The organism is Streptomyces sp. NBC_00464, assembly GCF_036013915.1.
GTDB lineage: Bacteria > Actinomycetota > Actinomycetes > Streptomycetales > Streptomycetaceae > Streptomyces.
In genome coordinates this window covers 4323073-4337699 of record NZ_CP107899.1, presented here as the reverse complement: position 1 = coordinate 4337699, position 14627 = coordinate 4323073, and the positions used below count along the sequence as shown (strand labels likewise).

Sequence of the window (14627 nt, the reverse complement as noted above, 5' to 3'; positions counted from 1 at the left end):
AGGACCGGACACGATGTTGGAACACACCGCAGCGGCACCCCGGCAAGGGCGAGCAGCGCGACTCGTACATCCACCACTTGCCCGTCCCCGGGAGCCGCCGTGCGTACTCGTCATCGAATCAGCCTGACCGATGCAGTGGCCACAGCAGTTCTGATCGCCTCTGTCGCGACCGTCATCACACTCCTGTGGAACCTCTGACCACACGTCATTGTCCAGTACATCCGCCGGCGCCCTGTGTGCCAAAGCGGCGCCCCACACTCCACAACACTCGACGAACGGAAATACATCTCATGCGTACCCTCAACTTCCGCCGCGCCACCCGCTCCTCTGCTCTCGGCACCGTCGCACTGATCGCCGCCCTGTCCCTGACTGCCTGCCAGGGCGACGACCCGGAGCCGTTCGACGACCACGCCTCCGCTTCGGCCGGTTCGTCCTCCCGGACCCCGGCTGAGAGCTCCGGCGCATCCGGCGACAAGGGCACGGCGGCCCCGGCCACCGACCAGGGCAAGGACTCCGCCGGTTCGAGCACCGGTTCGGGTTCGGGATCCGGCGGCGGCACGTCCACGGCCAAGCCGAAGGACAGCAGCGGTGCCGGCGGGGACAGCGGCAACAGCGGCGACGCAGCCACGGAGACCTGCACCGGAGCGAACACCAAGCTGTCGATCACCGAAGTACAGCGGCCGGCCAACCACATGCTGCTCACGATGACCAACACCGGCTCCAAGGCCTGCAACGCCTACTACTACCCCTACCTGCAGTTCGGCGAGGCCCAGTCCGTGCCGAAGACCTTCGACGAGAGCAAGCCGCAGGCCGTGGCGACCATCAACCCGGGCGAGTCCGCCTACACCGCCGTCATGACCTCCTCCGCCGACGGCAGCGGCTCGAACGGTTACTCCACCAAGGACCTGAAGGTCAGCTTCCAGAACCGCGACGGCAACTCCGACGGCACCGGCTCGTCGGTCAGTGTGCCGCTCTCCAAGAGCACGTACGTGGACAGCAGCCTGACCGTCACCTACTGGCAGATGAGCATGGACGAAGCCCTCCAGTACTGAACACCACCCACCACCACTGCACTTCACGGGGAGTACCACCATGCGCAAGAACAGCATCCGCACCACCGCCCTCGCGGCCACCGCCCTCCTGGCCGCCCTCTCCCTCACCGCGTGCGGCAGTGAGGACGGCAGCAGCGCAGGCGCCAAGGCGGGCTCGGCGGCTCCGGCGGCACACACCGCCGTCAAGCAGTCCCCGCCCCCGGCGGCGACCGCCGCTCCGGAGGAAAAGTCCACCGACACCGGCAGCACGCCCAGGAACACCACCGCCCCCGCCGAGAGCGACGCGAAGAACACCTCCGCCCCGACGGACCGGGCAGGCGCCACCAGTGACCGCACCACCCCCGTCACCTGCCACGGCGGGAACACCAAAACCACCGTCAGCACGGTGAGCCGCCCCCTCAACCATCTGCTGCTGACCCTGACCAACACGGGCGACCGCCCCTGCTACGCGTACTACGCACCCAAGCTCCGCTTCGACGACGCGCAGGCCGTCTTCCCGATCCTGGACGCCAGCCAACCGCAGGCCGTCGTGACGCTCGACCCGGGCCGGTCCGCGTACGCCGCCATCGGTCTGACCGGAGAGCCCGGCGCCGGCCCGGCCCCGCGCAAGGCCACGCACCTCCAGGTGAACTTCTCCGGCCGGAACCTCGAAGGCTCCTCGGGCACCCCGGTCAACCTGACGCTCCCGTCCGACACCTTCTGGGACGACAACGGCTTCGTCACCTACTGGCAGACCGAGATGGCCGACGCGCTCACCTACTGAGCACCGTCCGCGGGCACGGCATCGAATGCGAAGTCGAACCAGATCCGGTGCCGGCCGTCCGCATCGACGGCCAGCCCGCCGCTCCCACGAATCCCGGCCAGCGCGCCGGTACCGCTCGACGGCGCGATCGCGAAGAACTCATTGGCGCGGTCGTCGCCGCTCGTCGCGGCCGAGTGCACGAAGTTGAACGTGCCCTCCCGCCCGTCGACCACACCCTCGAAGGCCTCCATCGCCACGTAGGTGCCGACGCCGGTGGCCTGGTCGAAGGCGGCCGTGAACAGGGTCGTCGAACGCCCGGTGATCTCGCCCTCGAAGCTCTTCACAAGGGTCGCGACGCCCATCGGAAGACGGGTTTCGACCTCGGGGACGGGCTTCAGGTCGGACGGGACGAACGAGGTGACGGTGAAGGTTCCGGAAGCTCTCATGCCGTCGATGGTAGGGACACCCTCGGACATCCGGCCGAGGAACCGCAGGACCGAGAATCCTCAGGGTCCGGACGGCAGTCACCGACAGCACGCCCCCGCCTTCCCCTCCCCTACGATCGGCGCCATGGCCATGTTCGTGCACCTGACACCCGCCGCGAACGCGGCCCGCATCCGGAAGTCCGGGATACGGGCCGCCGGCCAAGGCCCCGACGGCGACAAGGGCCTGTACTGCTTCCCGGTCCTGCCGTCCTACACGCTGACCCACCAGTGGCTGCGCGAACTCGCCCGCCACGGCGGCCCGCGCGGCCTCGTCGCCGTCCAACTGAGGCTCCCGGACGGCGAACCCGTCACGGTCGGCCACTACAGCAACCGTCGGGGCCGGGCCCACGCCGCCACCACAGCAAGCGAGGCCGTGCGGCGGGTGGCCTCCCTGGAGGACCCACGCGGCTGGGAGGTCTTCCTCCCACGCGCCGCGCCCCGGGCCGAGATCCACCGCGTGTACACGGTCCGCCAGGTCACCGGCTGGCGGTACTTCCCCGACTCCAACGGCAAGGCACCCTGTACCTGTTACGGCTGTCGGGTACGCGGCGAGTACGGCTCGCAACGCCTGCGCCGCCGCCGTCCGCACCCCCTCGACGGCCCGGCGCCCGCAACCCCCGTCCTGCTCACCCGGATCGCCGAAGCGGGTGACCCCGGCGACGCCGCCCAACTGTGCGCGACCCTGCACTGGTTCGGCTTCCGCCGACGCGGACCGGTCGGCCGACTGGCCCCTCTCGCCGACCATCCCGACGCCGGCGTCCGGTTGGCCCTGGTCGAGGCCGTGGCCCGCTGGCGGACCCCCGGGGTCGACGCACTGCTCCAACGGCTGGCCGATGACCCGGACGAGGACGTACGCGAAGCGGTCGGCTTCACGGACCGGCTGCCCCCGGCCTGACCCGGCCGCCCCCGACGCCTTCCCTCCGCGCATCGACTCCTGAGCGGCAGGCGGAGCACCCGGTTGTCAGTGCCCGCCCGTACGCTCCTCGACATGGCGACGCTCCCGAACCCGCTTCCGTCCCTGGCCACATCAGGGCTCCGACTCCCGCCCGGCACCCTCGTGGACACCACGAGCGACGGGCCGTGGCACGAACCGCTGCTCTGGTACGCGGACGGGCCCGCGGCCCCCGGCACCTGGGCCTCGCTGCGCGACGCGGGGCGGGCCCTCGGGCTGCTCCCCGTGCTCATCGACCGCGGCAGCCGCGACCAGGGGCCCGAGGCCTGGGACCTCGGCCCGGACCGCACGTCGTACCCCGGCGACCATGACGCCGAGGAAGTCCTGAGCGAGGTCTGGGACGCGTACGCGGAGGACGAGCTCGACACCGAGAACACCTGGCCGGGCCTGGCCCCCACCCCCCTGGCCGAAGGCCCGGACAGCCCGGAGAAGCTGGCTGCCGAGATGGCGGACATGCTGGCGGCCGACGGCATGCCGCTGGAGCACGCGCGCCCGGCGCTCGTTCCGGCGAGGCGCAGTGCGGACATCCCGGCCGCGATCGGCTGGAGCGGGCCGCTCAACCACGAGAACGACGTAGCCAGGCTCTGCGCGGTCCTGCGCTCCTGGGAGGACCGCTTCGGCATCCGGGTCCTGTCGCTCGGATTCGACACCCTGACGGTCAGCGTGGCGCGCCCGCCCACCACCGAGGCGGAGGCCCTGGCCCTGGCCGCCGAACACTTCGCGTTCTGCCCGGACAACATCCAGCAGTCCACGCTCAACACCCTTGAGAGCTATGCGGAGAAGGCGCTGCTGAACCAGCAGGGGTGGTCCTTCTGGTGGGACTGAGGCGCACCGGCGACCTGGGCTGGCGGATTCCCGTCACGTTCCAGACAACCTGCTCGTGATCCGGAACATCTCCTCTCACAAGTCCGTACCCCCGCTGCGGACGGTGAACGAGGAGCTGAAGCATGCCCCGACGCCTCATCCGCACCATCCGCCCGAAACTCCCGCACGGGCGCCGGGTCGACTGCCCCCGCCGGGGGAGAACCAACTGGCGCCGCTGGGTCCCCTCGTGGCGACTGGTGCTGAGCGGGGCACTGCTCGGAATCGGTGCGCTCGCCGGGCTGTTCGCCGCGATGTACGCGTCCGTCGACATACCCGACGAGAACATCGACGCACGCAGGCAGGGCACCGTCTACTACTGGGCGGACGGCAGCCAGTTGGTGAGCGTGGGCGCGGTCAACCGGCAGAACGTGACGCTCGCCGACATACCCGATTCGATGGAGAACGCGGTCATCGCCGCCGAGAACGAGACCTTCTACTCCGACGCGGGAGTATCGATGACGGGGATCGCCCGCGCGGCCGTCAGCATGGTCGAGGGCGGTGAGACCCAGGGCGGCTCCACCATCACCCAGCAGTACGTGAAGAACACCTACCTCAGCCAGGAGCAGTCGGCGACCCGGAAGTTCAGGGAGTTCTTCATCTCGCTCAAGCTGAGCAACAAGCAGAGCAAGGCGCAGATCCTCCAGGGATATCTGAACACCAGCTGGTTCGGCCGCGGCGCCTACGGCATCCAGGCGGCGGCGGTCACGTACTACGGAATCCCCGCGAAAGAGCTCGACCCCGGCCAGACGGCGATGCTCGCGTCGCTGCTCAAGGGCGCGGAGGAGTACGACCCCGCCGGCGGCAAGGGCAACCACGAACGGGCCGTCGACCGCTGGAAGTGGATCCTGGACCGGCAGGTCGAGATCGGCATGATGACGAAGGGCGAACGGGCCGCCTACACGAAGTTTCCCGAGCCGCGGAAGGCCGTCAAGCCGACCAGCCTCGGCGGCCAGACCGGCTATCTCGTCGACATCGCCAACAAGTACATCAAGAAGCGCTCCGGCCTCACCGCCAAGGACCTCGCCCGGGGCGGCTACCGGGTGCACACCACCTTCGAGAAGGCCAGGGTGCAACAGCTGGAGCGGGCCGTGCGGAGCGTACGCAAGCGCGACCTCGACCCCAGGAAGCGCCCCGAGGACAAGTACGTCGAGGTCGGCGCCGCGTCCGTGCGGCCCGATGACGGGGCCGTGGTCGCGGTGTACGGCGGAACCGACGCGATCACCCGCTTCGCCAACAACGCCGACACCACGGGCGTGCCCGTCGGCTCGGCCTTCAAGCCCTTCGTGCTGGCCGCGGCTCTTCAGAACGGCGACGGAATCACCCTGGACAGCGGGTACGACAGCACCGGGCGCCTGATCACGAGGCCCCCGCTCGCGGTGACACCCACGGACGGGCCGGGTGCCCGTCCCGTCCCGGTGCAGGTCACGGTGGAGACGACCCTGCGCGATGCGCTGATCAGGTCGGCCAACGTCACCTTCGTACGACTCGGCAAGCACATCGGACTGAAGAAGGTGAAGGAGATGGCGGTCGCGGCCGGGCTGCACGAGGAGAGCCTGGCCCGCCTGGACAAGTCCTTCCCCCTGGGCACGTCCACTCCGAGCGCCGTCAGGATGGCGGACGCGTACAGCGCCTTCAGCAACGGCGGTACGAGGGCCGACCCATACTCGGTGACCGGAATGACGCGGCACGGCGAGACGGTCGAGGGCTTCGGGAAGCCGGAACCGCAGCGCGCGATGGACGCCTCGGTGGCGAACGACGTGAACAACACCCTGGGGATCGCGGCCTGGACCTCACTGGCACGGGACCGGCAGTTCGACGCGCTGTCGGGCTCCGAAGCGCTCGACGACCTCTCGGGCGGCGCGACCGACGGGGACGACCGGATGAGGTCGGCCTGGTTCATCGGCCACGCCGAGGGACTGACCACGGCCGTGACGATGTTCCGCAACAAGCCTGGCACCCCTCAACTGCTGGGAATGCAGGGCGTCGGCGGCGACGACGCGGAGCGCGGCAATGCCCTCCCGCTCCGGATCTGGACCTCCTACGCCACCGGAAAGTAGGCCCACCGGCCCACCGGCCCGGCGAACCGGACCCGTTGAGCACAAGTCCCGCCCGGCCCGGAGTACGTCACGGGCCGGGCGGAACTGAGTACGACAACTCATGTGGTGGCCGTCCGGACCGAGTTGACTCGTACTCATGACCGAGGAAACCCTGACTGCCCGCCGTCCGCGCACCTGGATCGCTCCGCTGATCTCGACGCTCGTGACGCTTCCGCTCGCGTTCTTCGCCCGGATCTTCGGCATGCTCTCGCCGATGGCCTGCGACTCCTGCTCGGACGGCCAGTCCGACCGCTTCGACGCAAGCTTCGACACCGCCTGGCCCGTGCTCTCCTCCGGCCTCGTACTGGCACTGGTCCTGCTGGTCACGAGCTGGATACTCAGCAGCAGCCGGCGGCCCACCGCCATCAAGCTCTCCGTGCTCGCACCCGCCACGGTGGTCGTCACCTACGTGGCGTTCGCCGCGCTGATCGACTGGCCCTGAGAACAGCCGATCCGGCGGCCAAGAGCCCTACTGGCGCCCCAGCTTCTGCGCGACCTCCGTCGCCCAGTACGTCAGGATCATCTGCGCGCCCGCCCGCCGGATCCCGGTCAGGCTCTCCAGGATCGCCGCGTCCCGGTCGATCCAGCCCTTCTCGGCGGCGGCCTCGATCATCGCGTACTCACCACTGATCTGGTACGCGGCGACCGGCACGTCCACCGAGTCGGCGACCTTCGCCAGGACGTCGAGGTACGGTCCGGCCGGCTTGACCATGACCATGTCCGCACCCTCGGCGAGGTCGAGCGCCAGCTCGCGCATCGACTCGCGGAGGTTGGCCGGGTCCTGCTGGTACGTCTTGCGGTCGCCCTTGAGCGAGGACCCGACGGCCTCGCGGAACGGGCCGTAGAAGGCGGAGGAGTACTTCGCCGTGTACGCGAGGATCGACACGTCCTCGTACCCGGTCTGGTCCAGGGCGTCCCGGATCACGCCGACCTGGCCGTCCATCATGCCGCTGGGGCCGACCACATGGGCGCCCGCGTCGGCCTGGACCTGGGCCATCTCGGCGTACCGCTCCAGCGTCGCGTCGTTGTCGACCCGGCCGTCCTCGGTCAGCACACCGCAGTGGCCGTGATCGGTGGTCTCGTCCAGACAGAGGTCGGACATGACGACGAGGTCGTCACCGACCTCCTCGCGCACCGCCCGCAGACCGAGCTGCAGGATGCCGTCCGGGTCGGTGCCCGCCGTGCCGCGGGCGTCCTTCTTCTCGTCCAGCGGCACACCGAACAGCATGATCCCGGAGACGCCCGCCGAGACCGCGTCGACCGCGGCCTTCCGCAGGGTGTCCAGGGTGTGCTGCTGCACGCCGGGCATGGCCGAGATGGCGACAGGCGCGTCGATGCCCTCGCGCACGAACGCGGGCAGGATCAGGTTCGCCGGGTCGAGCCGGGTCTCGGCGACCATCCGCCGCATGACGGGGGTCGTCCGCAGCCGTCGGGGGCGAGAGCCGGGGAAGTTTCCGTACACAGTCATCCTTCGAGACTAGACCCGTACACATCACGCTCTTGCCGACACCTGTGCCGGGAAAAGCAGCGGAAAACGGGGGCGGGGCCCGGCCGCTTCACGAAGAAGCAGCCGGGCCCCGCACTCGTCACGACGGATCAGGTCGTCGTACGCCTCCGACGCGCACCCGGACGGCGCTCGCTCGGCCGCGTCACCGGGTCACCGGCCTCCTTCGCCGCGTCCCGGCGCTGCGCGCCGAACTCGGCGAGGGCCTGGGCCAGCTTGTGCACCGAGGGCTCCGGCGACAGGACGTCCACGCGCAGACCGTGCTCCTCGGCGGTCTTCGCCGTGGCCGGGCCGATACACGCGATGACCGTCACGTTGTGCGGCTTGCCGGCGATGCCGACCAGGTTGCGCACGGTCGAGGACGAGGTGAAGAGCACCGCGTCGAAACCGCCGCCCTTGATGGCCTCACGCGTGTCGGCGGGCGGCGGCGAGGCGCGGACCGTGCGGTACGCGGTGACGTCGTCGACCTCCCAGCCCAGCTCGATCAGCCCGGCCACCAGGGTCTCGGTGGCGATGTCGGCACGCGGCAGGAAGACACGGTCGATCGGGTCGAAGACCGGGTCGTACGGCGGCCAGTCCTCCAGCAGACCCGCGGCGGACTGCTCACCGGAGGGCACCAGGTCGGGCTTCACACCGAAGTCGACGAGCGCGGCTGCGGTCTGCTCACCGACGGCCGCGACCTTGATCCCGGCGAAGGCACGCGCGTCGAGCCCGTACTCCTCGAACTTCTCCCGGACGGCCTTCACCGCGTTGACGCTGGTGAAGGCGATCCACTCGTAGCGGCCCGTGACCAGGCCCTTGACCGCGCGCTCCATCTGCTGGGGCGTACGCGGCGGCTCGACGGCGATCGTCGGGACCTCGTGCGGCACCGCGCCGTACGAACGCAGCTGGTCGGAGAGAGAAGCGGACTGCTCCTTCGTCCGCGGTACGAGCACCTTCCAGCCGAACATCGGCTTGGACTCGAACCACGCCAGCTGGTCGCGCTGGGCGGCAGAGCTTCGCTCCCCGACCACGGCTATGACGGGCTGGTGCCCGTCCGGCGAGGGCAGGATCTTGCCCTGCTTGAAGACCTGGGCGATCGTGCCGAGCGTCGCCGTCCAGGTGCGCTGGCGCGTCGTCGTACCGGCGACCGTCACGGTCAGCGGGGTGTCGGGCTTGCGGCCCGCCGAGACCAGCTCGCCGGCGGCCGCGGCCACCGCGTCGAGCTGCGTCGAGATGACACACGTGGAGTCGCTGGCGCCGACCTCGCTCCAGCAGCGGTCCGAGGCGGTACGGGCGTCGATGAAGCGGACGTCCGCGCCCTGCGCGTCGCGCAGCGGCACCCCGGCGTACGCGGGCACACCCACGACGTTGGCGACACCCGGCACGACCTCGAAGGGAATGCCCGCTGCGGCGCAGGCCAGCATCTCGCCGCCCGCGTTGCCGTCCAGACCGGGATCACCGGAGACGGCACGGACGACCCGCCTGCCGCCCTTCGCGGCCTCCATGACAAGATTGACCGCATCCCTGAGAACGGGAACACCGGCGGCTGTTGACTGTGCGTCAACAACCGTCAGCTCAGGCGTGCTTACGCCTGCCCGCGCATGGCAGCGGACGACGCCGAGAACGTCCGGCTCGGCGACAAGAACGTCCGCGCTCGCAAGCGCCTCGACGGCGCGCAGAGTCAGCAGTCCCGGGTCGCCGGGACCGGCGCCGAGGAAGGTGACGTGCCCTGCGGACAGGACGGGAAAATCGGATGCGGCGTGGCCGGTGGGGCTCAAAGTGCTCGCTCCCCCATAAGACCGGCCGCACCCTTGGCGAGCATCTCGGCCGCGAGTTCGCGACCGAGGGCCGCCGCGTCGTCGTGCGACGTGGGGACGGGACCGGTGGTGGACAGCTGAACCAGCGAGGAACCGTCGGTGGAACCGACGACACCGCGCAGGCGCAGTTCGTTGACAGCCTGACCGTCGGCCAGGAGGTCGGCCAGCGCACCCACAGGTGCGGAGCAGCCGGCCTCCAGGGCGGCGAGCAGGGCACGCTCGGCGGTCACGGCGGCCCGGGTGTACGGGTCGTCGAGCTCGGCGAGCGCGGCGGCGAGGTCGGCGCTGCTGGCAGCGCACTCGATCGCCAGTGCTCCCTGGCCGGGAGCGGGCAGAACGGTGTCGACCGACAGGAACTCGGTCACCTCACCGCTCCGTCCGAGGCGGCTGAGCCCGGCCGCGGCGAGTACCACCGCGTCGAGTTCACCGCTTCGCACAAATCCGATACGCGTATCGACGTTGCCGCGGATCGGCACGGTCTCGATGTCGAGGCCGTGACTGCGGGCGTACGCGTTGAGCTGCGCCATGCGGCGCGGCGAGCCGGTGCCGATGCGGGCGCCGGACGGCAGTTGCTCGAAGGTCAGCCCGTCGCGCGCCACCAGCGCGTCGCGCGGGTCCTCGCGCACCGGCACCGCGGCCAGCACGAGGTCCTCGGGCTGCGCGGTCGGCAGGTCCTTGAGCGAGTGGACGGCGAAGTCCACCTCGCCGCGCAGCAGCGCTTCGCGGAGCGCGGCGACGAAGACGCCGGTGCCGCCGATCTGCGCGAGGTGCTCGCGGGAGGTGTCCCCGTACGTGGTGATCTCGACGAGTTCGACGGCGCGCCCGGTCACCTCGCTGACCGCGTCGGCCACCAGGCCGGACTGCGCCATGGCGAGCTTGCTGCGCCGGGTCCCCAGCCTCAGCGGCTGGGTGGACCCCGCGCCCAGGGGTGAGTTGTCGGTCATGACCGCCCTCTATTCGGGTCGTTCAGGTCTGCCCGGGAGACGGCGGCGACCGTCTGCGGGTCGAGGTCGAAGAGTTCCCGCAGCGCATCGGCGTACCCGGCGCCGCCGGGCTCGCTGGCGAGCTGCTTGACCCGCACGGTGGGCGCGTGCAGGAGTTTGTCGACGACGCGGCGCACGGTCTGCGAGATCTCGGCGCGCTGCTTCTCGTCCAGGTCGGGGAGGCGTCCGTCCAGCCGTGCGATCTCGCCCGCGACCACTCCGGCAGCCATCGTGCGCAGGGCGACGACGGTGGGAGCGACGTGGGCGGCGCGCTGGGCGGCACCGAAGGCGGCGACCTCGTCGGCCACGATGGTGCGCACCTGGTCCACATCGGCGGCCATCGGGGCGTCCGCGGACGCCTCCGCGAGCGACTCGATGTCGACGAGGCGCACACCGTCGAGGCGGGCGGCGCCGCCGTCGATGTCGCGCGGCATGGCGAGGTCCAGCAGGGCGAGCCGGACGGGTCCGGTGGACTGGGCCGGGATCCGGCGCACGGCCTGGGCCTGCGCGATCGCGGTGGCGGAACCGTTCTCCACCCACGCGGCGTGCTGCTCGTCCGGCGCGGTGGGCGGCGCCGGCACGGGCGCGGCGGGCGCCTCGCAGGCGGGGTCGAAGTCCAGCCCGAGCGCCCCGGCGACGGCCTCGGCGCTCAGCACGAGCCCGGTGGCGCCGGTGCAGGAGACGACGACATCGGCACGTGTCAGTTCGTCGGAGACCGCGGCCATCTCCACGGCGTGGGCGGCCACTCCGGTACCGCCGGCCTGGTTGAGGATCTCGACCAGCCGGTCGGCGCGGGCGCGGGTGCGGTTGGCGACGACGATCTCGGCGACGCCCGTACGGGCCAGGGTCGCGGCGGCCAGCGAGGACATCGAGCCGGCGCCGATGACCAGGGCGCGCTTGCCCTTCGCCCAGGCCCCGGTGTCGCGTCCGTCGGCGAGCTGCTCCAGACCGAAGGTGACGAGCGACTGCCCGGCCCGGTCGATCCCGGTCTCGCTGTGGGCGCGCTTGCCGACCCGCAGGGCCTGCTGGAAGAGGTCGTTCAGCAGCCGGCCGGCGGTGTGGAGCTCCTGCCCCAGTGCCAGCGCGTCCTTGATCTGGCCGAGGATCTGGCCCTCGCCCACCACCATCGAGTCCAGTCCGCAGGCCACCGAGAAGAGGTGGTGGACGGCCCGGTCCTCGTAGTGGACATAGAGATACGGAGTGAGCTCGTCCAGCCCGACGCCGCTGTGCTGGGCGAGCAGGGTGGACAGCTCGGCGACGCCCGCGTGGAACTTGTCCACGTCTGCGTACAGCTCGATGCGGTTGCAGGTGGCGAGGACGGCGGCCTCGACCGCGGGCTCCGCGGCGAGGGTGTCCTGGAGCAGCTTGGCCTGGCTGTCGGCGGACAGCGAGGCCCGCTCCAGCACGGAGACGGGGGCGCTGCGGTGGCTCAGCCCTACGACAAGGAGACTCATGCCGGCATCACGGCGGGCATGTCCCCGTCGGGTCCCTTCCGGCTGCTGGTGGCGGCGCGCACGGGCGGCGCGGCCGGGTCCGGGCCGCTGTCGGCGGCAGCGGCCTCCTCGCCGGCCTTGCGCTGCTCGTGGAAGGCGAGGATCTGCAGCTCGATGGAGAGGTCGACCTTGCGCACGTCGACACCGTCGGGCACCGAGAGCACGGTCGGGGCGAAGTTCAGGATGGAGGTGACGCCGGCGGCGACGAGCCGGTCGCAGACCTGCTGGGCGGCGCCGGGCGGGGTCGTGATCACACCGATCGAGACGCCGTTCTCGCTGATGATGCGGTCCAGGTCGTCGGCGTGCTGGACGGGGATCCCGGCGACGGGCGTTCCGGCCATCGCGGGGTCGGCGTCGATCAGCGCGGCGACCCGGAAGCCGCGGGAGGCGAAACCGCCGTAGTTGGCGAGCGCCGCGCCGAGGTTGCCGATGCCGACGATGGCGACCGGCCAGTCCTGGGTGAGGCCGAGTTCGCGCGAGATCTGGTAGACGAGATACTCGACGTCGTAGCCGACGCCGCGCGTCCCGTACGAGCCGAGATAGCTGAAGTCCTTGCGCAGCTTCGCGGAGTTGACCCCTGCCGCCGCGGCGAGCTCCTCGGAGGAGACCGTGGGGACCGAGCGCTCGGAGAGCGCGGTCAGTGCGCGGAGATACAGCGGAAGTCGGGCGACGGTGGCCTCGGGAATTCCTCGGCTACGGGTCGCCGGTCGGTGATTTCGGCCAGTTGCCACGGTGCTCCTGCGGGATGAGCGGGGCTGCAGGCGGCCGTATGTCCCAAGACCGCCCCGTCGAATGCAGGCTATGTCTTTGTGAACGCGTGCACAAAGATGGTGTCCGTTTTGTCCGGTCAAAGTGACCGGGGTCACGCGCATTCGCCGGGCGATCCAGGAACCGCGGATCGCATCAGCCCGTTGCAGGCCCGAAGGGGGCAAAGCGGAACACACTCCTCACAGCCACTCCCCCGAGACCACTCAAAACGCCCATGATGGTAACCGGGTTTCACTCAGGAAAGCAGCGCACTGCGCAGTCTCGCCGGGTCCACCCGCCAGAACGTGTGCTGTTCGTTATCTACGAGGACCACGGGGATCTGCTCCCAGTACTCCTTGTACAGCTCCTCGTCCCGGGTGATGTCCTTCTCCTCCCAGGACGCGCCGGTCTCCTCGCAGACCGCCCGCACCACCGCCCTGGCGTCGTCACAGAGGTGACACCCCGGCTTCCCGACCAGGGTCACCACGCGGTCGGCGGGCTTCTTCTTCGTACGACGCAGCAGGGCACTCATACCTTTCATTCTGCGCCGCCCCCGGGCGGGATCCGGCCTTGAACCGATCCAGGACCGACCCCGGACCGGCCTTGAACCGGTACGCCCGGAATCGCCCGTTTAACGCGTCGGTCTCCGAGAGTTCACGCCACCGCATCCCGGCAGGTCGGGAAGGGGCGGGGCAACTGGCTATGCTCACGGCATGGCCGCTCTTGGATGGCTCACACCGCGTAGGCGTTCCGCGACAGCACGCAGCGTGCTGGCAGGCGAAGCAGCGGCGGAGGCAGCACGGAAGTCCTCGCTCGCCGCCGAGCAGTCCGCCGCTGCCGAGGACGGCGCCGCCTCCGGCACGCAGTCCGCCGCGCAGGACGGTGAACCCGAGTTCCCCGTCGTCGGCGACGACCGGGCCGCCGCCTTCTTCGACCTCGACAACACCGTCATGCAGGGCGCGGCGATCTTCCACTTCGGCCGCGGGCTGTACAAACGGAAGTTCTTCGAGCGCCGCGAGCTCACCCGGTTCGCCTGGCAGCAGGCCTGGTTCCGGCTGGCCGGCGTCGAGGACCCCGAACACATGCAGGACGCGCGCGACAGCGCCCTGTCCATCGTCAAGGGCCACCGCGTCTCCGAGCTGATGTCGATCGGCGAGGAGATCTACGACGAGTACATGGCCGACCGCATCTGGCCCGGCACCCGCGCACTCGCCCAGGCCCACCTCGACGCCGGCCAGAAGGTCTGGCTGGTCACCGCCGCCCCGGTGGAGACGGCCACGATCATCGCCCGCCGGCTCGGCCTGACCGGCGCGCTGGGCACCGTCGCCGAATCCGTCGACGGCGTCTACACCGGGCGCCTGGTCGGCGAACCGCTGCACGGCCCGGCGAAGGCCGAGGCGGTACGCGCGCTGGCCGCGGCGGAGGGCCTGGACCTGGCCCGCTGCGCGGCGTACAGCGACTCGCACAACGACATCCCGATGCTGTCCCTGGTCGGGCACCCGTACGCGATCAACCCGGACACCAAGCTCCGCAAGCACGCGCGCGCCCTGGACTGGCGGCTGCGCGACTACCGGACCGGCCGCAAGGCCGCCAAGGTCGGCATCCCGGCCGCGGCCGGCGTGGGCGCCCTCGCCGGCGGCACCGCGGCGGCCGTCGCCCTGCACCGCCGCCGCCGCTGACGGACCACCCGGCAGCCTCCGACCCGGGGCCGGGCCACGCCCGGCCCCCTGCCGCCAATCGGGACCCCCTGCCCACCGACCGCTCCGGCCAGTCGGGTTACCCGCACTCGACCACAACCTGTCGCGACTCCAGGCAGATCCCGAAGTAATCCGATCAATAACCGGTCACGATGTGCTACTTGATGCGTCGAATAGTCGCTACGGAAGCGACGTAATCGGTGATTTGAGCAA

At 70.7% G+C, this 14627-nt stretch carries 14 protein-coding genes; 7 read left to right on the top strand and 7 right to left on the bottom strand.

The features are described 5' to 3' along the window. The first annotated feature begins 290 nt into the window (after window positions 1–290). A complete protein-coding gene (locus tag OG912_RS19565) occupies window positions 291–1052 on the top strand; it encodes a DUF4232 domain-containing protein (protein ID WP_327710468.1) in 762 nt (253 codons plus the stop codon). Between the two features lie 40 nt (window positions 1053–1092). After that, the gene (locus tag OG912_RS19560) at window positions 1093–1815 is read left to right on the top strand and encodes a DUF4232 domain-containing protein (RefSeq protein ID WP_327710467.1); all 723 of its coding nucleotides are present in this window, start codon (window positions 1093–1095) and stop codon (window positions 1813–1815) included. Here the strand turns inward: OG912_RS19560 and OG912_RS19555 are convergent. Further along, on the bottom strand, window positions 1809–2240 hold the full coding sequence (locus OG912_RS19555) for a DUF3224 domain-containing protein (protein ID WP_327710466.1): 432 nt from the start codon (window positions 2238–2240) through the stop codon (window positions 1809–1811). The two genes, OG912_RS19560 and OG912_RS19555, sit on opposite strands and share 7 nt — an antisense overlap. A gap of 124 nt (window positions 2241–2364) precedes the next feature. Between OG912_RS19555 and OG912_RS19550 the strand changes: the two genes are divergently transcribed. The 4 genes from OG912_RS19550 (at window position 2365) to OG912_RS19535 (ending at window position 6633) form a co-directional block, all read left to right on the top strand. Beyond that, window positions 2365–3174, top strand: coding sequence for a HEAT repeat domain-containing protein (locus OG912_RS19550; protein WP_327710465.1), 810 nt, complete (start codon window positions 2365–2367; stop codon window positions 3172–3174). A gap of 93 nt (window positions 3175–3267) precedes the next feature. Then, complete coding sequence (locus OG912_RS19545; RefSeq protein WP_327710464.1) at window positions 3268–4056, top strand: DUF4253 domain-containing protein; 789 nt, start codon at window positions 3268–3270, stop codon at window positions 4054–4056. 122 nt (window positions 4057–4178) lie between these two features. Beyond that, window positions 4179–6152 (top strand): transglycosylase domain-containing protein, encoded by a 1974-nt coding sequence (locus OG912_RS19540; protein ID WP_327710463.1) that lies wholly within the window; start codon window positions 4179–4181, stop codon window positions 6150–6152. A 136-nt stretch (window positions 6153–6288) separates the two neighbouring features. Then, the gene (locus OG912_RS19535) at window positions 6289–6633 is read left to right on the top strand and encodes a hypothetical protein (protein WP_327710462.1); all 345 of its coding nucleotides are present in this window, start codon (window positions 6289–6291) and stop codon (window positions 6631–6633) included. A 27-nt stretch (window positions 6634–6660) separates the two neighbouring features. Here the strand turns inward: OG912_RS19535 and hemB are convergent, their stop codons facing one another. From hemB to OG912_RS19505, 6 genes are all read right to left on the bottom strand, one after another. Beyond that, complete coding sequence (gene hemB / locus OG912_RS19530) at window positions 6661–7659, bottom strand: porphobilinogen synthase (RefSeq protein ID WP_327710461.1); 999 nt, start codon at window positions 7657–7659, stop codon at window positions 6661–6663. Between the two features lie 128 nt (window positions 7660–7787). Beyond that, window positions 7788–9455 carry a bifunctional uroporphyrinogen-III C-methyltransferase/uroporphyrinogen-III synthase gene (locus OG912_RS19525; protein ID WP_326736897.1) on the bottom strand — a complete coding sequence of 556 codons (1668 nt, stop codon included), beginning with the start codon at window positions 9453–9455 and terminating at the stop codon, window positions 7788–7790. Further along, window positions 9452–10438: a hydroxymethylbilane synthase gene (gene hemC / locus OG912_RS19520; protein WP_327710460.1), complete on the bottom strand. Its 987-nt coding sequence runs from the start codon at window positions 10436–10438 to the stop codon at window positions 9452–9454. Before hemC ends, OG912_RS19525 begins: the two co-directional genes overlap by 4 nt. Next, complete coding sequence (locus OG912_RS19515; protein ID WP_327710459.1) at window positions 10435–11931, bottom strand: glutamyl-tRNA reductase; 1497 nt, start codon at window positions 11929–11931, stop codon at window positions 10435–10437. The genes hemC and OG912_RS19515 overlap by 4 nt, the downstream gene beginning before the upstream one ends. Next, window positions 11928–12701 (bottom strand): redox-sensing transcriptional repressor Rex, encoded by a 774-nt coding sequence (locus OG912_RS19510; RefSeq protein WP_326736900.1) that lies wholly within the window; start codon window positions 12699–12701, stop codon window positions 11928–11930. The genes OG912_RS19515 and OG912_RS19510 overlap by 4 nt, the downstream gene beginning before the upstream one ends. 272 nt (window positions 12702–12973) lie before the next feature. Further along, on the bottom strand, window positions 12974–13249 hold the full coding sequence (locus OG912_RS19505; RefSeq protein WP_326736901.1) for a glutaredoxin family protein: 276 nt from the start codon (window positions 13247–13249) through the stop codon (window positions 12974–12976). 181 nt (window positions 13250–13430) lie between these two features. On the opposite strand from OG912_RS19505, the gene OG912_RS19500 reads away from it, so the two are divergent. Next, window positions 13431–14396: an HAD family hydrolase gene (locus tag OG912_RS19500; RefSeq protein WP_326736902.1), complete on the top strand. Its 966-nt coding sequence runs from the start codon at window positions 13431–13433 to the stop codon at window positions 14394–14396. Window positions 14397–14627 lie beyond the last annotated feature (231 nt).